Below are 18,948 nucleotides of genomic sequence, written 5' to 3' on the forward strand. Positions count from 1 at the left end.
GACGCCCTTCGCGAAGTGGTGCTTGCACACAACGTGGTACACGTCGATGAAACGCCGGTGCAGATGCTGGCGCCGGGCGAGAAGAAAACCCATCGCGCTTACGTCTGGGGTTATGCCACGACAGCGTCCGCCCCGATTAGCGCTGTGGTGTACGACTTCAGCTCTGGTCGGTCGGGTGAGCATGCTCGTAACTTCCTGGGAGACTGGAAAGGCAAGTTGGTTTGCGATGACTACGGCGGCTACAAAGCCAGCTTTGCACTCGGTGTCACTGAAATCGGCTGCATGGCTCACGCCCGCCGCAAGTTTTACGACTTGCACATCACCAGCAAAAGCGTGCTTGCCGAGCAAGCATTGCGGTACATAGCGGCCTTATATGAGGTTGAACGCGAAGTTCGTGATGTGGATCCGGACGTCCGACGACGAATACGTCAGGAAAAGGCGGCGCCCCTGATGAACGCGTTTCATGCCTGGATGATTGCCCAGCGCGAGCTTGTGCATGAAGGTTTGGGGATTACCAAAGCCTTGGATTACAGCCTCAAACGCTGGGCGGCGTTGAGTCGGTATCTAAACGACGGCACGGTGCCCATAGACAACAACCACATCGAAAATCAGATACGGCCATGGGCGCTCGGACGCAAAAATTGGCTGTTCGCCGGCTCACTACGCAGTGGGCAGCGAGCGGCTGCGCTGATGAGTTTGATCCAATCGGCCAAGCTCAACGGGCATGATGCGTATGCCTATCTGAAGGACGTTCTTGCTCGCCTGCCGACACAGCAGGCGAGTGAAATTGGGGAGTTGTTGCCGCATCGTTGGCAACCGGCTTAGCTACGCAAGACGGGATGCCCGGACGCTTACGGAAAGGCTCTCGGATGTCCTGGAGAATTTCTACGAAGAGGTGAAGGCGGACTGTAACCCGAATCATCGGATCGGCATGGGCTGGCTGGCGGTGCCCGGCGATACGCTGGTATCCGAGGCGCGATTGTCTGCACTTCTGGCTGCCGTCGGCGCCTGGAACCAGGTGAAGGTAGCAGCGTGAGACGGTTTCGCATCCAGCAACGCATACGACAAACCTGGCTGGGCTTGCCGGCCAGTGGAATTGAAGAGGTAGGCCATGGCAGCCACGCAAAAAGAGCGCTCAGCGAAGACCGCGGCGAAACGAAAGAACCGCGGCGAAGAGGAATTGCGGCTTCACTGTCTGTCCGGCACGCGACAAGCACTTGCTGAGCTGATGACCAGGGCGGGTATCGAGGAGCAGGGCGAGGCGATGACGCTGATGATTCATCACCTGCATGGCCTAGGCCCGGGTGATGCTCTACCATTTCTTGAACCTCCGCGCCACGAAATCACGGTTTCACCTGCTGTGGCGCGAAAGCTTCACCTATTCAGAGCTAGGGAGGAGCTCAGAATTTCTACGGCAGAGTGAAGCGCAGACTACCCGCACTTCGGCTTAGGGGCTGGAGGTGCGTTTGGCGCCTTCGGCCGATTGGCTCTTGCAACCGGCTGAGCGCCGTTCGAATCCTCGAAAGATGGCTGCCCATCCTGATCGGTCGTAAAGATTGCGTACGTTCCCATTTAGTTTCGACCCCTGATTGATATTAACTAGATCTTATTTTTTTGGCGGTGGCGGTGCTGCCGGAGCTTTCGGCCGGACATTGATAGGCTTGCCGGGATTGGCATTGTTGATTTTTACTTCCGGATCTGGACGAACAACGCGAGGGATAGGGCGTGGTGCTTCGCTTGACATAATTACCTACCAGGTTTTTTCCGTGAATTCGACCCACTGTACCCGAGATGCCTCAATCGTGAACAGGTCAGCGCTGAGAGAGGTTTCCTCGCCTTGATCGTCCAACCATGCGGGATCTTGCAGAACGAATTGTCCTTCTTTGGGCTCCGTTGGAAAATGCAAAGGCCACCCATAGATTCGGCGCTCGTCGACTAGGTGCAATACAACATAGCGCTCAAACTCTGTGAACGCAGCGTACCACTCCGTCGGATATGAGGTTTTTTTGGTGAATTTCTTATCTCTGAGCCATTTGTGCAGCCTATCCCGCGAAGCCAGATAGCATGCAGCCGCTCCAAGGCTCAGAGCGACCAGAGCAGACCAGATGGATTTAGTGTTGCTCGTCCACTCGCCAAAAGAATAGAAATGAGTGCCGACCCATAAGGCCAACGACTCTATTAGACCTACGATTATCTGGATGACAAAGGTAAAAATCAGAGCCTGCACAATCTGCCCGAAGGTGTCGGGGCGCTTGAAAGCGGTAAAGGAATAAAAGATCCAGGCTGTTAGAAATCCAGGGATCAAGTACTGCAGGAGAGGTATCACCTCTTTTACTAAATCGTCCATGAGAAACCACTCTTCAACTCTTGCGATTCTTAATACCCCATCCCAAACCAAAATGCCACCATCGGTCACGGAGGGCGGCGCCTGACTGGAAATCAACCATGACCTCATCCCACCAGATCTTGGTCGGCGACTGCATCGACATGATGCGGACGTTGCCCGACCGATCAGCGCAGTGCTGCGTCACCAGCCCGCCCTACTACGGTTTGCGGGATACGGCGTCGATGGGCAGATCGGCCTGGAAGAAACGCCGGCGGAGCTCATCGCTCGCCTGGTCGAAGTGTTCCACGAGGTGCGACGGGTACTTCGCGACGACGGTACCGCCTGGGTAAACATAGGCGATAGTTATGCTGGTAGCTGGGGGTGCCGAAGGACGAACAACCAATCATGGAAACTCATCCCACAACGCCAGTGTGATGCAGCGGTACTCAATCACAAACCACCCGAAACGCGCCCGCAAAACGACCGCGGACCCCAAAGGTTACGGGCTGAAGGTAAAGGACCTGAAGGGCATTCCCTGGCGGCTCGCTTTCGCACTTCAGGATGACGGCTGGTACCTGCGCCAAGACATCATCTGGCACAAGCCAAACCCGATGCCTGAATCGCCGAGAGACCGCTGCACCAAGGCTCACGAGTATTTGTTTCTGCTGAGCAAGTCGCCTCGTTACTACTACGACCAGGCCGCTATCCGTGAGCCGGCCATCGATGGACAAACCGAAGCAGCAATGCAGTTTGGGAGAAACGGGTCAAGCGGCGAGCACGTCATACCAGGGCAGCGGTTTGCCCAGCACCGGCCAGGGCGACCCACGCCAACGCCAGTTACCGACACGAGAAACAAACGGAGTGTGTGGACGGTGGCCACGGTCGGCTATCAGGGGGGCTCACTTCGCCACCTTCCCGCCTGACTTGATCCGACCATGCCTCCTGGCCGGGGCGCCGCGTGGTGGGGTTGTGCTGGATCCGTTCGGAGGCGCGGACACCACGGCACTGGTTGCGATGCAAGAAGGACGGAGATCCATCCTATGCGAGCTGAACCCAGAATATGCTGCGATGGCTGAGCGCCGGGTTGCTGCGGCCTGGCTCGACGGCGCGGCGCAGATGGATGTGTTTCACGACTCAGCGCCAGCCGCGTGACTCAGCGAGTCGGAACGACAATGCTTTTTATCCTGGCAACAGTATCGGGGTCGTCAGGATTGTCGACGACTATCAGCAATTGGCTGGTATCCGTCAGCGGAGCTGCAGTTGAAGGGTGTACAAGTTGCGCCAGCTTAGGCCATGTGAAAATTTCTACTCCTGTCCGGTCCTCAGGATTGCCAACTAAAAACACGGAATTGTAGCTCTTCAGATCAACCTGATCGATTTCCGCTTCCGTAATAACTCGATCCACCATTTCGCTCCCCTTCCGGCCCCATACCGGGCCATCAACCAATAGCCCACAAACTCGAGTCACGCCAACCGGCGAGCATCATCAGAGGTCGAGGATGAGCAGAAGTCGTAAAGCCTCTTCAATCGAATCAATGTTGACGGCCCAGTGCTCAGCGTCTTTGTGAGATGTGTCAGTAAAGTCGCCTGGGAACCAGGTCTTTATTACATCTAACTTGGGTCTGTACCGATCAACAACCGGGGACCGCCAATGAAAGAGCAATTTCTTGCGTGATGGCATGATCGAAAAACACCAGTCATCGCCCTGGCGTACAGCAATCGATCTGACTTTGCCTTGATAAGCAGTACTGCAACTGACACCCCTGAGGCAGGTGAGCGTACCTACAAGTAGCGCGAACGCTGTCCTGACCTCTTTGCTCTGGATGTATTCGTAAAACTCAGTGATTCGTTCTGAATCATCAGCACCTTTCAGCATCGCGTACACCTCCACCCCACTGGTGCACTACAAGCACAAGGCTCGGCGCCGAGAGCAAATAGATGCGAAAAGACCACTGGACATCGGTGGCGCTTGACTACCTGACCAAGGAGTTCAGCAAGGCAAGGGACGCAGCCCACACCTACGACCATATTCCGGCCGGGGAGCGCCCCACTTTTCACGAGATCCGCGCTTTGGGCACCTGGCTCTATGGGCAACAGAATTTCCCGCTGGAATACATCCAGGCCTTGATGGGCCACGCAGACGAGAAGATGACCAAACACTACCAGGAAGGCCATGGGGATAAGACGATCGAGTACGTCGCGGTATGCGCCGAATTGGCGCTCTGAGGTGGGGGTTTTGCAAAAGTTTGCAAATCGCAGAAAGCAAAAAGGGGCCACCGTTTCCGGTGCCCCCCTTCTAGACCGCCCAGCAGAGCGGATTTTGTTTGGTAGGCGCGATTGGACTCGAACCAACGACCCCCACCATGTCAAGGTGGTGCTCTAACCAACTGAGCTACGTGCCTGCTGTGAGGCGGCATTCTACGGAATTCCAAAGGGGTGTCAACACCTTTTTTTCACCTAACCCTATGAATATGCAAAATATTTAATTTCGCCGTTGCGACGAAGTTTTTGCGGTGGCTGGCGGCCGATTTTTATCTCGGGTAGGATCGACGCACTCGTAAAAAATATAAAACAGAGGTTGCAGAATGGCGAACACTCCTTATCCAGCGTCCTATTACGCCGCGTCGGCCAACCCGGCGCCGTCGCGTCCGGTTCTGCAGGGTGATGTCGAAACCGACGTGTGTGTCATCGGCGCGGGTTACACCGGCCTGTCCTCTGCCCTGTTTTTGCTGGAGCACGGTTTCAAGGTCACGATTGTCGAGGCGGCGAAGGTGGGGTTTGGCGCTTCGGGTCGCAACGGCGGGCAAATCGTTAACAGCTACAGCCGTGATATTGATGTGATCGAACGCAGTGTCGGGCCTGCGCAGGCGCAGTTGCTGGGCAATATGGCGTTCGAGGGCGGACGGATCATTCGCGAGCGCGTGGCGAAGTATCAGATCCAGTGCGATTTGAAGGACGGCGGCGTGTTCGCGGCCCTCACCGCCAAACAGATGGGTCATCTGGAGTCCCAGAAACGTTTATGGGAGCGTTTCGGTCATACCCAGCTGGAACTGTTGGATCAGCGCCGCATTCGCGAGGTGGTGGTCTGCGATGAGTATGTCGGCGGTATGCTGGACATGAGCGGCGGCCATATTCATCCACTCAACCTGGCGCTGGGTGAAGCGGCGGCCGTGGAGTCTCTTGGCGGGGTTATCTACGAACAATCACCGGCCGTTCGAATCGAGCGTGGCGCCAGCCCGGTGGTGCATACGCCACAGGGCAAGGTCAGGGCCAGGTTCATTATCGTCGCCGGCAACGCGTATCTGGGGAATCTGGTACCGGAGCTGGCGGCCAAGTCCATGCCGTGCGGCACGCAGGTCATCACCACCGAGCCGCTGGGGGACGAGTTGGCTCATAGTCTGCTGCCCCAGGACTATTGCGTCGAAGACTGCAACTACCTGCTGGACTATTACCGGCTGACGAGTGACAAGCGCCTGATCTTCGGGGGCGGCGTGGTTTATGGCGCCAGGGATCCGGCTAACATTGAAGCGATCATTCGGCCGAAGATGCTCAAGGCCTTCCCTCAGCTCAAGCAGGTGAAGATCGATTACGCCTGGACGGGTAATTTCCTGCTGACACTGTCGCGCCTTCCTCAGGTCGGGCGCCTGGGGGACAACATCTATTATTCCCAGGGCTGCAGCGGTCATGGCGTGACGTACACGCATCTGGCGGGCAAGGTCCTGGCGGAGGCGCTGCGCGGCCAGGCCGAGCGCTTCGATGCGTTTGCCGACCTGCCCCACTACCCGTTCCCTGGCGGCCAGTTGTTGCGCACGCCGTTTGCGGCGCTGGGGGCTTGGTATTACGGATTGCGGGACAGGCTTGGGGTTTGAGTAGCAGATTCAAAAGCCCCCACAAGGACGAGGGGACAGCCCCAGAGCTGGAAAAACCCAATCCACACAAACAAAAAACCCCGGTCTTTCGACCGGGGTCTTTGCTATCGATTGGAAGAAACCTTGCGGTTTTCTCCTTAGCTTCAAGGCGTTCAGTGGTCCTCGAAGCAGATATGGCGCAGCGGACGGGACTCGAACCCGCGACCCCCGGCGTGACAGGCCGGTATTCTAACCGACTGAACTACCGCTGCGTATCGCTGTGGACTTGCGTCCAGTTAACTCGTCTGACCAGAACCCTTGGGCTTCGATCTCGAACCAGGCGAACCTGATTCGGAAAATATGGCGCAGCGGACGGGACTCGAACCCGCGACCCCCGGCGTGACAGGCCGGTATTCTAACCGACTGAACTACCGCTGCGCGTCGGTGGAGGCTTCTTACAGCTTCCATCTTGCTCTCGCAAGACTCTCATGGAACATGGTGGGTGATGACGGGATCGAACCGCCGACATTCTGCTTGTAAGGCAGACGCTCTCCCGGCTGAGCTAATCACCCTTTGCTTCGCTGAGGCCGCGAAATTTACGCAGGTACCGAAGCTAAGTCAATAGCAGGGTTGAGTTTTTTTCAAAAACAGCTTCGAGCGGCAAGCTTCAAGCTGCAAGTCAGAAGCGCCGACACACACAGTTGCTTGCAGCTCGCCACTTGCAGCTGCCTTATTCATAAATCATTTTCTTGGTCATGCCACCGTCCACCACGAACTCCTGGCCCGTGACGAAACCGGCGTTGCGCGACAACAGCCACGCCACCATGGCCGCTACGTCTTCTACCGTACCCACCCTGCCCGCCGGATGCTGCGCATGATCGGCATCGGTCAGCGGCTCTGCACGGCGCTGCGAAGGGTCCCGCGCGTCGATCCAGCCGGGGCTCACGGCGTTGACGCGGATCTCCGGCCCCAGGCTGATCGCCAAGGCATGGGTCAGGGCCAGGAGCCCGCCCTTGCTGGCTGCATAGGCCTCGGTGTCAGGCTCGGACTGCGCGGCACGGGTCGACGCCAGGTTGACGATGGCGCCGTTGTGAGCACGCAGGTATGGCGCACAGTGCTTGGCCAGCAGCATCGGTCCGCTCAGGTTGACCGCCAGGACTCGATTCCAGTAAGCCAGGTCGAGGCTTTCCAGGGTGATGTTGTGGGGATCGGCAATGGCCGCATTGCACACCAGCGCGTCGAGGCGACCGAACTGACCGAGCACTTCGGCGATGCCCGTTGCGACCTGCGCTTCGTCCGCCACGTCCATGCCAACGAACCATGCGTTATCTCCGAGGGCCTTGGCGACCCGGGAACCGCGCTCGCGATCCCGGTCGGTCAGGACCACTTGCCAGCCCTCACAGATCAGCCAGGCCGCGATGCCGAGACCAATGCCCCGGGCGGCACCCGTTACGAGCGCAACCCGGCCATGAATGCGGTCAATCACAAGGCCGCCAACCCACGAGCCAGATCGGCCTGCAGGTCCGTCACATCCTCCAGGCCGACCGCAACGCGGATCAGGCTGTCACGGATGCCTGCCGACTCACGCTCCTGGGGCGACAAACGGCCGTGGGAGGTGGTGCTCGGATGGGTAATGGTGGTTTTGCTGTCGCCCAGGTTCGCCGTAATGGAGATCAGACGGGTCGCGTCGATGAAACGCCAGGCGCCCTCCTTGCCACCCTTGACCTCGAAGCTCACCACCGCACCGAAACCACGCTGCTGACGCACGGCCAGTTCGTGCTGCGGATGGCTCTTGAGACCGGCGTAATGCACTTTCTCGATGCCGTCCTGCTTCTCCAGCCACTCGGCCAGAGCCTGGGCATTGGCGCAGTGAGCCTTCATGCGCAACCCCAGGGTTTCCAGTCCCTTGAGGAAAACCCAGGCATTGAACGGGCTGAGGGTCGGACCGGCAGTGCGCAGGAAGCCCACCACTTCTTTCATCTGCTCGCCACGGCCGGCCACCACACCGCCCATGCAACGGCCCTGGCCGTCAATGAACTTGGTCGCCGAGTGCACCACCACGTCCGCGCCCAGCTTCAACGGCTGTTGCAGCGCCGGGGTGCAGAAGCAGTTGTCCACCACCAGCATGGCGCCCTTGGCATGGGCGATTTCCGCCAGGGCGGCGATGTCCACCAGCTCAGCCAGCGGATTGGAAGGCGATTCGACGAACAACAGCTTGGTATTGGCCTTGATTGCCGCATCCCAAGCGGACAGGTCAGCCAGGGGCACGTAATCGACTTCCACGCCGAAGCGCTTGAAGTATTTCTCGAACAGACTGATGGTCGAGCCGAAGACGCTGCGCGACACCAGTACATGGTCACCGGCGCTGCACAGGCTCATCACCACAGCCATGATCGCGGCCATGCCGGTGGCGGTGGCAACCGCTTGCTCGGCACCTTCGAGGGCGGCGATGCGCTCTTCGAACGCCCGCACGGTGGGGTTGGTATAGCGCGAGTAGACGTTGCCCGGCACTTCACCGGCAAACCGGGCCGCTGCATCGGCAGCGGTGCGGAACACATAGCTGGAAGTGAAGAACATCGGATCGCCATGTTCGGCTTCCGGCGTGCGATGCTGGCCGGCGCGTACCGCCAGGGTGTCGAACGCTACGCCTTCAAGGTCGCTGTCCAGCCGACCGGCATCCCAATCCTGACTCATGCTGCCACTCCTTCAATCGGTTTAACGCAAACCGGCCCCTCAGGGCCGGTTTGTCACTCAGTTGTTGTACAGATCGATGATCGCACTGACCGCCTGGGTCTTGGCCTTGGACGCATCGTTACGAGCGCTTTCGATCTTGTTCAGGTAAGCCTCGTCGATGTCGCCGGTGACGTACTTGCCGTCGAACACCGCGCAGTCGAACTGCTCGATCTTGATCTTGCCGCCACCGACCGCCTCGATCAGGTCCGGCAGGTCCTGGTAGATCAGCCAGTCGGCGCCGATCAGGTCGGCCACTTCCTGGGTGGTACGGTTATGAGCGATCAGCTCATGGGCACTCGGCATGTCGATACCGTAGACGTTCGGGTAGCGCACGGCCGGGGCCGCCGAGCAGAAGTACACGTTCTTGGCGCCGGCTTCGCGGGCCATCTGGATGATCTGCTTGCACGTGGTGCCGCGCACGATGGAATCGTCCACCAGCATCACGTTCTTGCCGCGGAATTCCAGCTCGATGGCGTTGAGCTTCTGACGCACGGATTTTTTCCGCGCAGCCTGGCCCGGCATGATGAAGGTACGGCCGATGTAGCGGTTCTTCACGAAGCCTTCGCGGAACTTGACGCCCAGGTGGTTCGCCAGCTCCAGGGCCGCGGTGCGGCTGGTGTCCGGGATCGGGATAACGACATCGATGTCGTGGTCCGGACGCTCGCGCAGGATCTTCTCGGCCAGCTTCTCGCCCATGCGCAGGCGCGCCTTGTAGACCGAGACACCGTCCATGATCGAGTCAGGGCGCGCCAGGTACACGTGTTCGAAGATGCAGGGCGTCAGCGACGGGTTGGTCGCGCACTGGCGGGTGAACAGCTTGCCGTCTTCGGTGATGTAGACCGCTTCGCCCGGGGCCAGGTCGCGAATCAGGGTGAAGCCCAGCACGTCCAGGGACACGCTTTCGGAGGCGATCATGTACTCGACGCCTTCGTCGGTGTGACGCTGGCCGAACACGATCGGGCGGATGCCATGGGGATCACGGAAACCGACGATACCGTAGCCGGTGATCATCGCCACCACCGAGTAACCGCCAACGCAACGGTTATGCACTTCCGACACGGCGGCGAACACGTCTTCTTCGGTAGGCTGGAGCTTGCCGCGCTGGGCCAGCTCGTGGGCGAACACGTTGAGCATCACTTCCGAGTCGGAGCTGGTGTTGACGTGGCGCAGGTCCGATTCGTAGATTTCCTTGGCGAGTTGTTCGACGTTGGTCAGGTTGCCGTTGTGCGCCAGGGTGATGCCGTACGGTGAGTTGACGTAGAACGGCTGAGCCTCAGCCGAGGTCGAACTGCCCGCGGTCGGATAACGCACATGGCCGATGCCCATGTGGCCGACCAGACGCTGCATGTGGCGCTGTTGGAACACGTCACGCACCAGGCCGTTATCCTTGCGCAGGAACAACCGGCCATCATGGCTGGTCACGATACCGGCAGCGTCCTGGCCGCGGTGCTGGAGCACGGTTAGCGCGTCATACAGCGCCTGATTGACGTTCGACTTACCGACGATACCGACGATGCCACACATGCGACGCAACCCCTACTTAATGGATCTGAACTGAACAACCCTTACTGAGGCGTTTTGGCCATCGGCAAGAGCTGTTCCTTGAACGGTATTTCAGCGGGTACGCTGATACCGCTGGCAAGCCACTGACTGCTCCAACCCAGGATCAGGTTCTTGGACCAGTCTGCGACCAATAAAAATTGTGGCACGAGCCGGGACTCCTGCCACCACTTATCCTGTTGTACCGGCCCCAGGCTCAGCAGCCCGACGGCCACGACCACCAGCAACGCGCCACGCGCGGCGCCGAAAGCCATGCCCAGGAACCGGTCCGTCCCGGAAAGCCCGGTGACGCGAATCAGTTCGCCGATCAGATAGTTGATCATTGCGCCGACCAGCAAGGTGGCGATAAACAGAATGGCACAGCCCGCGATGACGCGAGCCGACGGCGTTTCGATGTATCCGGCGAGGTACTGGGACAGCGAGCCACCAAACATCCAGGCTACGACTCCCGCGATGATCCAGGTCAGCAGCGAGAGGGCTTCCTTGACGAAGCCGCGGCTCAGACTGATCAATGCGGAGATAGCGACGATTGCAACGATCGCCCAGTCAACCCAGGTAAATGGCACGGTGCAGCCTACAGACGGATAAGGCGGCGCATTTTAGCAGAGCGCAGAGCTGTCGGTAAGCTGCGATTGTCAGTGTGATTCAAATCAGGCGAACCGCAATCAACCGCGCTCCGGCTGGAAGCGCACCACAAAGCCCTTGAGGTTCTGCTGGCGGCCGAGCAGGTCCCGCAGGCGATCGGCCTCGGCACGCTCGATCAACGGCCCGACAAACACTCGGTTCTTGCCATCGGCGGAACGAATGTAGGCGTTGTACCCCTGGCTGCGCAGGGATTTCTGCAGGTTCTCGGCGCTTTCGCGACTGGTCAGGCTGGCCAGTTGCACGGACCAACTGACCGACAGGCCATTGGCGTCCACACGGCTCTGGGTGGTGTCCGGCTTGGTCGGCGCAGCGGTAATCGGCTGGGTCGGTGCCGGCTTGACGGTGGGCGCGGCAGAAGCAGCAGGTGCTGGAGCCGGTCCGACGGCGGGTTTGATCGGTGCGGTCGGCGCAACCACAGGGGCCGCAGGGGCCGCAGGCGTGCTCGGCACGACAGGTTGCTCGGCCAGGTCCTCGTCGCTCGGGACGGGCTCCTGTGGAAGCGCTTGAGGCTCGGGCACCGCCACCGGTTCGACCTGTACGGGCGCAACCGACGGTGCCTGGGGCGCAGCGGGCGCATCGACCGACACCTGGCGCTGCTCGTCCTGACGGGAAAACAGCATCGGCAGGAAAATCACCGCCAGGGCCACCAATACCAGGGCCCCCACCATGCGCTGCTTGTACGCCTTATCCAGCAATGCCATCTGCAGCTTCCTCCGTGGATCGCCGGTCCAGCCATTGAAGAGCCTCGGCGACACAAAAAAATGATCCGAACAGCAGAATCTCATCATCGGCCGTCGCCAGGGCGCACTGCCCTTCCAGCGCGGCGGCTACGCTCTCGTAAGCCTCTACCGAAGCGCCACGACGTTGCAAGGCCTCCTGCAACTGGACCGCGGGACGCGAGCGCGGTGAATCCAGCGGCGTGACCGCCCAATGCTGGACACTAGCATCCAACGCCTCGACAACGCCATCCAGATCCTTGTCCGCCAGCAACCCGAACACCGCCAGCCGCCGCCCCGCCACTGGCCGCCGTGCCAATCGCTCGGCCAGGTACTGGGCCGCATGGGGGTTGTGGCCGACATCCAGCAACAGGTTCAGGCGCTTGCCTTGCCAATTGAGCGAACGACGATCGAGTCGACCGACCACCCGGGTCGCCTGCAGCGCCCTGCCAATTTGCCCGGCGTCCCATGGCATGCCCAGCAACCGGTAAGCCTGGAGCGCCAGCGCGGCGTTTTCCATGGGAAGGTCCAGCAATGGCAGGTCGCGCAGTTCAACCGGGTTACCCTGGGCATCGCTGCCGCGCCATTGCCAGTGTTGTTCGGTCAGTGCGAGGTCGAAATCGCGCCCGCGCAGGAAGAACGGACAGCCCAGCTCCCGCGCCTTGTCCAGCAACGGCTGCGGAGGATTGAGGTCGCCACAGAGCGCAGGCGCGCCCCGACGGAAAATACCCGCCTTCTCGAAGGCCACGGATTCGCGCGTGTCGCCCAGGTAATCGGCATGGTCGACGCCAATGCTGGTGACCAGCGCCAGGTCTGCATCCACCAGGTTGACCGCGTCCAGTCGCCCGCCCAGTCCTACCTCCAACACAACCGCATCGAGGCCGGCACGGCCGAACAGCCAGAACGCCGCCAGGGTGCCCATCTCGAAATAGGTCAGGGATATCTCGCCCCGCCCGGCTTCCACCGCGGCAAAGGCTTCGCACAACTCGGCATCGGTCGCCTCGACGCCGTTGACCTGCACCCGCTCGTTGTAACGCAGCAGGTGCGGCGAACTGTAGACACCGACGCTCAACCCCTGGGCGCGCAACAGCGACGCCAGGAAGGCACAGGTCGAGCCCTTGCCATTGGTGCCGGTCACGGTGATGACCCTGGGGGCCAGCTTGCCCAACCCCATGCGGGACATGACCGCTTGCGAGCGCTCCAACCCCATGTCGATGGCTGAGGGGTGCAATTGCTCGAGGTAGGCCAGCCAGTCGCCCAGGGTGCGCTGGATCATAGGCCGGCAGGCACCGGCGGAACGACCATCGGCTCGATGGGTGCAGCGACATATTTCGGTGTCGGCAAGCCCATCAGTTGAGCCAGCAGGTTACCCAGGCGTGGACGCAGCTCCTGGCGAGGGATGATCATGTCGATAGCGCCATGCTCCAGCAGGAATTCGCTGCGCTGGAAGCCTTCCGGCAGTTTTTCGCGAACGGTCTGCTCGATCACGCGCGGACCGGCGAAGCCGATCAGGGCCTTCGGCTCGCCGACGATCACGTCGCCAAGCATCGCCAGGCTAGCCGATACGCCGCCATAGACCGGATCGGTCAGCACCGAGATGAAGGGAATGCCTTCCTCGCGCAGACGCGCCAGCACTGCGGAGGTCTTGGCCATCTGCATCAGGGAGATCAGCGCTTCCTGCATCCGCGCACCGCCGGAAGCGGAGAAGCAGACCATCGGGCAACGGTTTTCCAGGGCATGGTTGGCGGCACGAACAAAGCGCTCGCCGACGATGGCGCCCATGGACCCGCCCATGAACGAGAATTCAAAGGCCGAAACCACCACCGGCATACCCAGCAGCGTGCCGCTCATGGACACCAGGGCATCCTTTTCACCGGTCTGCTTCTGGGCCGCGGTCAGGCGGTCCTTGTACTTCTTGCCATCGCGGAATTTCAGGCGATCCACGGGCTCCAGGTCGGCACCCAGCTCAACACGGCCTTCGGCGTCCAGGAAGATGTCGATACGGGCACGTGCGCCGATGCGCATGTGGTGGTTGCACTTGGGGCAAACGTCCAGGGTCTTTTCCAGCTCGGGGCGGTACAGCACCGCTTCGCAGGATGGACATTTGTGCCACAGACCTTCAGGCACCGAGCTTTTCTTCACCTCGGAACGCATGATCGAAGGGATCAGTTTGTCTACCAACCAGTTGCTCATGCTTTCTTTCTCCAGTACCGGCGGCCCGAACGCTCTGGTTCGCGGCCCCGCGTATGCCCTTGAGCTAAATTCATTGTGTGACGGGGTTCGGGGAGCCACCACGGTCAGCGCGAAACATGACCTGCGAGCAGCCCGACCTTCCCTGCCATTCCGACAACCGCTTCAACGCGGTTGCCACTACGCTATCGGCCCGCCCTGAGGCGGCGCCTGCCTGCTTTGTACAGTGCAGGTATGGACGGCGGCAGTCTGCCAGCCGTCACATTGGCGACTGACTGCTGCGCACAGCAGCCATGAACGCACGAATCTTTTCCGGATCCTTGATGCCCTTGCCCTGCTCCACCCCGCCACTCACATCCACTGCATACGGACGGACCTGGCGAATGGCTTCGGCCACGTTGTCAGCCGTCAACCCTCCAGCCAGGATGATGGGCTTGCTCAGGTCCTGGGGCACCAACGACCAGTCGAATGCCTCGCCCGTCCCTCCGGGGATGCCCTCGACATACGTGTCCAGCAGAATGCCACTGGCGCTGGCAAAAGCCTGGCAACCGGCGGCGATATCATCACCGGCCTTGACCCGCAGCGCCTTGATGTACGGGCGATGCCAGCCTTCGCAATCGGCCGGCGTCTCGTCACCATGGAACTGCAACAGCGCCAACGGCACCGCGTCGAGTATTTCGCCCAGCTCGCAACGACTGGCATTGACGAACAGACCTACGGGGGTCACGAACGGCGGCAACGCACCGATGATCGCCCTTGCCTGCTGCACCGTCACCGCCCGGGGACTGTTGGCGTAGAACACCAGCCCGATGGCATCGGCCCCGGCCTCGACTGCCGCCAACGCGTCCTCGACGCGGGTGATCCCGCAAATCTTGCTGCGAACGGCTGGCATATCGTGAAAAACCTCAGGCAGATCCGTGAAAGTCCCGGATGGTAGCAAATGCAGCGGAGGGCGTCAGCCGTCGAGTTCCGAGAAGCCCGTGAGGAAATGTGGCCCGATGTAACGCTCCGGCAGCTCGAATTCCTTGTGATATTCAACTTGCACCAGATACAGGCCAAACGGATGCGCCGTCACGCCACCAGAGCGGCGGATGCGACTGTCGAGCACTTCCTTGGCCCACTCCACCGGCCGCTCGCCGGCGCCGATGGTCATCAATACCCCGGCAATGTTGCGCACCATGTGGTGCAGGAATGCACTGGCGCGAATGTCGAGCACGATCATTTTGCCGTGACGGGTCACGCGCAGGTGATGCAGCTCCTTGATCGGCGATTTGGCCTGGCACTGGCCGGCGCGGAAAGCGCTGAAGTCGTGGACGCCGACCAGGTACTGCGCGGCCTCTGCCATGCGCTCGACGTCCAGCGGACGATGGTTCCAGGTAATTTCTTCGTTCAGGTGCGCCGGACGGATCTGGTCGTTGTAGATCACATAGCGATAGCGACGGGCAATGGCCTTGAAACGCGCGTGGAAATGCGCCGGCATCACCTTGGCCCAACTGACACTGACATCGTGTGGCAGGTTGATGTTGGCGCCCATGACCCAGGCCTTCATCGAACGCTCGGCCTGGGTGTCGAAATGCACCACTTGCCCGCAGGCGTGCACGCCGGCATCGGTGCGGCCGGCGCAATGCAGCGACACGGGTGAGTCGGCGACCTTGGACAGCGCCTCTTCAAGGGTCTGCTGCACCGTCGCCACACCGGAGGCCTGGCGCTGCCAGCCGCGATAGCGCGAGCCTTTGTATTCAACGCCCAGGGCGATCCGGAAAAAGCCGTCGGCCGCCATTTCGGCGGCCGGATTGTCTATGTTTGCCAAGGAATTACAGCCTGCTGAGGTACGCAAAGGCGGGCATTATAAGGCTGATGGGATGGGATGCCAGTGCAGCCGTTGATCCTGTGGTGTATGGACGGGCCTCATCGCGAGCAGGCTGCGCCCACAGGATCGGCAATGGATACGGATTTGCGGGGCACATCGCCCCCCCTGTGGGAGCGGGCTTGCTCGCGAAGGCGTCGGCACATTCAACATCTTCATCGCCTGTCACACCGCTTTCGCGAGCAAGCCCGCTCCCACAAAAGGGCCGGCGCTGGAGGCTGGATCTGCGGAACACCTAGATTCTCTGCCCGCGATGAGGCCAGCCCAGGCACCACCTCCCCCAAACAAAAACGGCAGCCTCACCGGCTGCCGTTCTGAATACCCCTATGACCTCAGGCCAGGCGCGACAACATCTCCTGAGCTTCGCTCTTCTGGGTCGCATCGCCTTCATTGAGGACTTCACCCAGGATATCCCGGGCGCCGTCGTTGTCACCCATGTCGATGTAGGCTTGGGCCAGGTCAAGCTTGGTCGCCACTTCGTCGGTGCCACTGAGGAAATCGAAGTCCGGCTCGTCTTCCGCACTGGCGAGCGCATCCTCAGCAGTGAAGGACGGTTGACCCAGGCTGTCGGACAAACGCTCCAATTCTGCGTTGACATCGTCCAGTTCGGACTCGAAAGGATCCTTCGGCGCCTCGGGAGCGTCCATTTCATCGGCCAGGGACAGGTCGAAATCCGCTGGCAGCTCGAGGTCATCGGCCGGGGTATCGTCCAGGGCAGGCGTCTCGGCTGGCGAAACGTCCAGCCCTTTGAGGTCGTCGTCCAGATCCAGCAGGAAATCTTCGTCGGCCAGGGCCGGCGCCGGCGCATCGGTCCCCAGGTCCAGGTCGAACTCCGACAAGTCGTCCAGGCTTTCGGCGGCTTCGGTCTGCTGCTTGAGCACCGACTCGAAACTCAGGTCATCGTCGGCCGGGAATGCGTCCAGCTCGGGAACCGGCTCGGATGCCGGCGTGGTCGGTGCGGCCTCCAGGTCGTCCAGGCTCAGATCGAAGGCACTGTCGAGCTCCTCATCGGTCGGCGGTGTGTCTTCCAGCAGTTCCTTGACGTACTGCGCGTCCAGTTCGGCGGCCACTGCTGCGGCGGCCAGGCCGGCACCAGCGGCGACCGCCATGGCCGGGAAGCGGCTCTTGAGTTGCTCGACCTGGGCGTAATTATCGCCATTGGCCACCAGCTGGCGCTCCTGTGCGACGAACGCGTCACGGTCGCCCTGCTGACCGTAGACCTCCATCAGTTTAAGACGCAGATCACTGCGCTGTGGTTCGGCCTTGATGCCTTGCTCCAGCAGGTCAGCCGCCTGGTTCAGGCGACCACGATCGATATGGGCCTGAGCCTGGGGCAGCACGTCGTCGGACCGATCGGCGGCTGGTGCGACCAGTGGCGCGGCGATAGGCGGCGTAACGACCACAGGCGCTACCACAGGAGCTACTACCGGAGCCGGCTTGGGTGCCGGCGCTGGAGCGGGAGCGGGCTTGGGTTCGAGTTTTACGCTTGGCGGTGGGACCTCAATGCCCTCGAAGCTGCTCGGGGGCAGATCGAGCTCCGGGGAGAAGTCGGCCTCCTCCTCGAGGGCTCGGGCCATGCGCAGGTGTTTCTCGGCTTCCTGTTGCGCCTTGCGACGACGAGCGAGTAACAACAGCAGCAACAGCAGGATCACCACCCCACCACCGATCAATCCCAGCAGGATCGGATTGGTCAGCAAGTCGTTGTACTTCTGCTCGGCTGGAGCAGCCGGCGGCGTCGCTTCAGGGGCGGCCTCGGGCGTGGCTTCCGGTGTAGCCTGGGCGGCCGGTGCTGGCGCAGTAGTCGGAGCTTGTGCCGAGGGCGGCGGCGTCAGTTGCGCCGACATCGCCGGGGTCGATCCGGGAGCCGGTGGCACAGCGGCGCCTTCGGCCTGCATCTTGGCCAGTTGATCGTTCTTGAGCTCGATCAGGCGCTGCAATTTGTCCAATTGGCTCTGCAGATCCGCCATGCGGCTTTTCAGCTCTTCGTTATCACGGCGAGCCGAGTCGAGGCTCTCCTGGGTGATCGCGAGCTTGTTGCTCAGCGCCTGGGCATCGCCGGCGGGGCCCTTTGCACCTTTCTTCGCAGATTCGGCCGATACCAGGCTCAGGTTATCGCGACCGGCAGTTTGCGCTGGTGCGCTTTCGCCACGGCCACGTTTGGTCGCGTCCAGTTGCTGCTGGCCACTACGTGCCACGCCCTGGCGTCCCTGACGCCCTCGCCAGGCCGCGTTCTGCGCCGCCACTTCGGCAATGGCCTGGGCCTGCGGCAACGCGGTGCTCTGCACCGGGTCCGGCAGGCGCAGCACCTGGCCAGTCTTGAGCAGGTTGATGTTGCCATCGATGAATGCGTTCGGGTTCAACGCCTGGATCGCCAGCATGGTTTGCTGGACCGAGCCACCGTTGCGCGCCTTGGCGGCGATTTCCCACAGGGTGTCGCGCGGCGTGGTGGTGTACTGGGACGGCTTGGTAGCACCGGTCACCGGCGTCGATATGACCTGAGGCGGTTTCGGTCGGGCCGCCTCGGCCGCCTGGGGCGAAAACTTGGAAGGGTCGAGCAGCACGCTGTAATCGCGCAGCAGGCGACCGTTAGGCCACATGACCTGCACCAGGAACTTGACCATCGGCTCGGACAGCGGCCGGCTGGAGGTCACGCGCAGGACACTCTTGCCGCTGGCGTTGATCACCGGGGTGAACGTCAGGTCATTGAGAAAGGCCTGGCGGTCAATGCCGGCCTTGGCGAATTCTTCGGGCGAGGCCAGGCTCGGTACGACTTCGGCAGCGGTCAGCTGTTGAACATCGAGCAACTCGATCTCGGCGACCAGAGGCTGGTTCGGCGGCGACTTGAGGGTCAATTCCCCAAGCCCGAGCGCTTGCGCCATACCGGAGGACAGCGCCGAGGCGGCCGCTATTGCTAACACCAGTTTGCGAACTTGAACCATAGCCTCTTCCTTTGTTTGAACATTCCTCGGCCAGCGAGAAGATAGTGTTGTCGCCGCCGCGAGGCATTGCGCACTGCCCCCAGTAAACAACGGTGCGCGCGATCGTTTCACACATGCCCGGAAA

General features: G+C 61.1%; 17 protein-coding genes, 4 tRNA genes and 1 pseudogene. 5 read left to right on the top strand and 17 right to left on the bottom strand.

Features of this window, described 5'->3' with window-relative positions:
- Both tnpC and EGM97_RS18690 read left to right on the top strand, forming a co-directional pair.
- Positions 1 to 825, top strand: an 825-nt coding sequence (tnpC, locus tag EGM97_RS18685; RefSeq protein ID WP_477788834.1) for an IS66 family transposase, incomplete at its 5' end; no start/stop codon positions are given.
- Between the two features lie 286 nt (positions 826 to 1,111).
- Positions 1,112 to 1,423: a hypothetical protein gene (locus EGM97_RS18690; RefSeq protein WP_238965532.1), complete on the top strand. Its 312-nt coding sequence runs from the start codon at positions 1,112 to 1,114 to the stop codon at positions 1,421 to 1,423.
- Between the two features lie 327 nt (positions 1,424 to 1,750).
- Here the strand turns inward: EGM97_RS18690 and EGM97_RS18695 are convergent, their stop codons facing one another.
- A complete protein-coding gene (locus EGM97_RS18695) occupies positions 1,751 to 2,416 on the bottom strand; it encodes a DUF6338 family protein (protein WP_343075414.1) in 666 nt (221 codons plus the stop codon).
- A gap of 29 nt (positions 2,417 to 2,445) precedes the next feature.
- On the opposite strand from EGM97_RS18695, the pseudogene EGM97_RS18700 reads away from it, so the two are divergent.
- Positions 2,446 to 3,478 (top strand): annotated as a pseudogene (locus EGM97_RS18700) (DNA-methyltransferase).
- A gap of 1 nt (position 3,479) precedes the next feature.
- Here EGM97_RS18700 and EGM97_RS18705 read toward each other — a convergent pair.
- Together EGM97_RS18705 and EGM97_RS18710 are read right to left on the bottom strand one after the other, a co-directional pair.
- Entirely contained in the window at positions 3,480 to 3,731 is a 252-nt protein-coding gene (locus EGM97_RS18705) for a hypothetical protein (RefSeq protein ID WP_238965533.1), read from the bottom strand.
- Positions 3,732 to 3,812: 81 nt separating this feature from the next.
- Complete coding sequence (locus tag EGM97_RS18710) at positions 3,813 to 4,202, bottom strand: hypothetical protein (protein ID WP_238965534.1); 390 nt, start codon at positions 4,200 to 4,202, stop codon at positions 3,813 to 3,815.
- Positions 4,203 to 4,264: 62 nt separating this feature from the next.
- On the opposite strand from EGM97_RS18710, the gene EGM97_RS18715 reads away from it, so the two are divergent.
- The gene (locus EGM97_RS18715) at positions 4,265 to 4,552 is read left to right on the top strand and encodes a tyrosine-type recombinase/integrase (protein WP_238965535.1); all 288 of its coding nucleotides are present in this window, start codon (positions 4,265 to 4,267) and stop codon (positions 4,550 to 4,552) included.
- Between the two features lie 99 nt (positions 4,553 to 4,651).
- On the opposite strand, the gene EGM97_RS18720 is transcribed toward EGM97_RS18715, so the two are convergent.
- Positions 4,652 to 4,728 (bottom strand) — tRNA-Val (locus tag EGM97_RS18720).
- 183 nt (positions 4,729 to 4,911) lie between these two features.
- On the opposite strand from EGM97_RS18720, the gene EGM97_RS18725 reads away from it, so the two are divergent.
- On the top strand, positions 4,912 to 6,195 hold the full coding sequence (locus EGM97_RS18725; protein WP_238965536.1) for an NAD(P)/FAD-dependent oxidoreductase: 1,284 nt from the start codon (positions 4,912 to 4,914) through the stop codon (positions 6,193 to 6,195).
- Between the two features lie 174 nt (positions 6,196 to 6,369).
- On the opposite strand, the gene EGM97_RS18730 is transcribed toward EGM97_RS18725, so the two are convergent.
- The 13 genes from EGM97_RS18730 to EGM97_RS18790 form a co-directional block, all read right to left on the bottom strand.
- Positions 6,370 to 6,446, bottom strand: a tRNA-Asp gene (locus EGM97_RS18730).
- Positions 6,447 to 6,535: 89 nt separating this feature from the next.
- Positions 6,536 to 6,612 (bottom strand) — tRNA-Asp (locus EGM97_RS18735).
- A gap of 58 nt (positions 6,613 to 6,670) precedes the next feature.
- Positions 6,671 to 6,746: transfer RNA gene (locus tag EGM97_RS18740), tRNA-Val, on the bottom strand.
- Positions 6,747 to 6,904: 158 nt separating this feature from the next.
- Positions 6,905 to 7,660: an SDR family oxidoreductase gene (locus tag EGM97_RS18745; protein WP_238965537.1), complete on the bottom strand. Its 756-nt coding sequence runs from the start codon at positions 7,658 to 7,660 to the stop codon at positions 6,905 to 6,907.
- Positions 7,657 to 8,868 (bottom strand): O-succinylhomoserine sulfhydrylase, encoded by a 1,212-nt coding sequence (locus tag EGM97_RS18750; protein WP_238965538.1) that lies wholly within the window; start codon positions 8,866 to 8,868, stop codon positions 7,657 to 7,659. Before EGM97_RS18750 ends, EGM97_RS18745 begins: the two co-directional genes overlap by 4 nt.
- Before the next feature lie 57 nt (positions 8,869 to 8,925).
- Positions 8,926 to 10,431, bottom strand: a complete 1,506-nt coding sequence (gene purF, locus EGM97_RS18755) for an amidophosphoribosyltransferase (protein WP_232777879.1) — start codon at positions 10,429 to 10,431, stop codon at positions 8,926 to 8,928.
- A gap of 41 nt (positions 10,432 to 10,472) precedes the next feature.
- Positions 10,473 to 11,033, bottom strand: a complete 561-nt coding sequence (locus EGM97_RS18760; RefSeq protein WP_053154729.1) for a CvpA family protein — start codon at positions 11,031 to 11,033, stop codon at positions 10,473 to 10,475.
- A gap of 99 nt (positions 11,034 to 11,132) precedes the next feature.
- Complete coding sequence (locus EGM97_RS18765; RefSeq protein WP_238965539.1) at positions 11,133 to 11,813, bottom strand: SPOR domain-containing protein; 681 nt, start codon at positions 11,811 to 11,813, stop codon at positions 11,133 to 11,135.
- Positions 11,797 to 13,104: a bifunctional tetrahydrofolate synthase/dihydrofolate synthase gene (gene folC / locus EGM97_RS18770; RefSeq protein WP_238965540.1), complete on the bottom strand. Its 1,308-nt coding sequence runs from the start codon at positions 13,102 to 13,104 to the stop codon at positions 11,797 to 11,799. Before folC ends, EGM97_RS18765 begins: the two co-directional genes overlap by 17 nt.
- The gene (accD, locus tag EGM97_RS18775; protein ID WP_238965541.1) at positions 13,101 to 14,021 is read right to left on the bottom strand and encodes an acetyl-CoA carboxylase, carboxyltransferase subunit beta; all 921 of its coding nucleotides are present in this window, start codon (positions 14,019 to 14,021) and stop codon (positions 13,101 to 13,103) included. Before accD ends, folC begins: the two co-directional genes overlap by 4 nt.
- A gap of 256 nt (positions 14,022 to 14,277) precedes the next feature.
- A complete protein-coding gene (locus tag EGM97_RS18780; RefSeq protein ID WP_238965542.1) occupies positions 14,278 to 14,910 on the bottom strand; it encodes a phosphoribosylanthranilate isomerase in 633 nt (210 codons plus the stop codon).
- Positions 14,911 to 14,973: 63 nt separating this feature from the next.
- A complete protein-coding gene (gene truA, locus EGM97_RS18785; protein ID WP_238965555.1) occupies positions 14,974 to 15,798 on the bottom strand; it encodes a tRNA pseudouridine(38-40) synthase TruA in 825 nt (274 codons plus the stop codon).
- Positions 15,799 to 16,217: 419 nt separating this feature from the next.
- On the bottom strand, positions 16,218 to 18,824 hold the full coding sequence (locus tag EGM97_RS18790) for a FimV/HubP family polar landmark protein (RefSeq protein ID WP_238965543.1): 2,607 nt from the start codon (positions 18,822 to 18,824) through the stop codon (positions 16,218 to 16,220).
- Positions 18,825 to 18,948: the final 124 nt, after the last annotated feature.

Origin of the sequence: Pseudomonas sp. AF32 (assembly GCF_022342325.2) — a bacterium.
Classification (GTDB): Bacteria; Pseudomonadota; Gammaproteobacteria; order Pseudomonadales; family Pseudomonadaceae; genus Aquipseudomonas; species Aquipseudomonas uvaldensis.

Excerpts from the sequence above, each read along its gene's own strand:
- EGM97_RS18765 (WP_238965539.1), bottom strand. The coding sequence starts at position 11,813 with ATGGCATTGCTGGATAAGGCGTACAAGCAGCGCATGGTGGGGGCCCTG.
- EGM97_RS18715 (WP_238965535.1), top strand. The coding sequence starts at position 4,265 with ATGCGAAAAGACCACTGGACATCGGTGGCGCTTGACTACCTGACCAAG.
- EGM97_RS18690 (WP_238965532.1), top strand. The coding sequence starts at position 1,112 with ATGGCAGCCACGCAAAAAGAGCGCTCAGCGAAGACCGCGGCGAAACGA.
- purF (WP_232777879.1), bottom strand. The coding sequence starts at position 10,431 with ATGTGTGGCATCGTCGGTATCGTCGGTAAGTCGAACGTCAATCAGGCG.
- EGM97_RS18780 (WP_238965542.1), bottom strand. The coding sequence starts at position 14,910 with ATGCCAGCCGTTCGCAGCAAGATTTGCGGGATCACCCGCGTCGAGGAC.
- folC (WP_238965540.1), bottom strand. The coding sequence starts at position 13,104 with ATGATCCAGCGCACCCTGGGCGACTGGCTGGCCTACCTCGAGCAATTG.
- truA (WP_238965555.1), bottom strand. The coding sequence starts at position 15,798 with ATGGCGGCCGACGGCTTTTTCCGGATCGCCCTGGGCGTTGAATACAAA.
- EGM97_RS18710 (WP_238965534.1), bottom strand. The coding sequence starts at position 4,202 with ATGCTGAAAGGTGCTGATGATTCAGAACGAATCACTGAGTTTTACGAA.
- EGM97_RS18790 (WP_238965543.1), bottom strand. The coding sequence starts at position 18,824 with ATGGTTCAAGTTCGCAAACTGGTGTTAGCAATAGCGGCCGCCTCGGCG.
- accD (WP_238965541.1), bottom strand. The coding sequence starts at position 14,021 with ATGAGCAACTGGTTGGTAGACAAACTGATCCCTTCGATCATGCGTTCC.
- EGM97_RS18750 (WP_238965538.1), bottom strand. The coding sequence starts at position 8,868 with ATGAGTCAGGATTGGGATGCCGGTCGGCTGGACAGCGACCTTGAAGGC.
- EGM97_RS18725 (WP_238965536.1), top strand. The coding sequence starts at position 4,912 with ATGGCGAACACTCCTTATCCAGCGTCCTATTACGCCGCGTCGGCCAAC.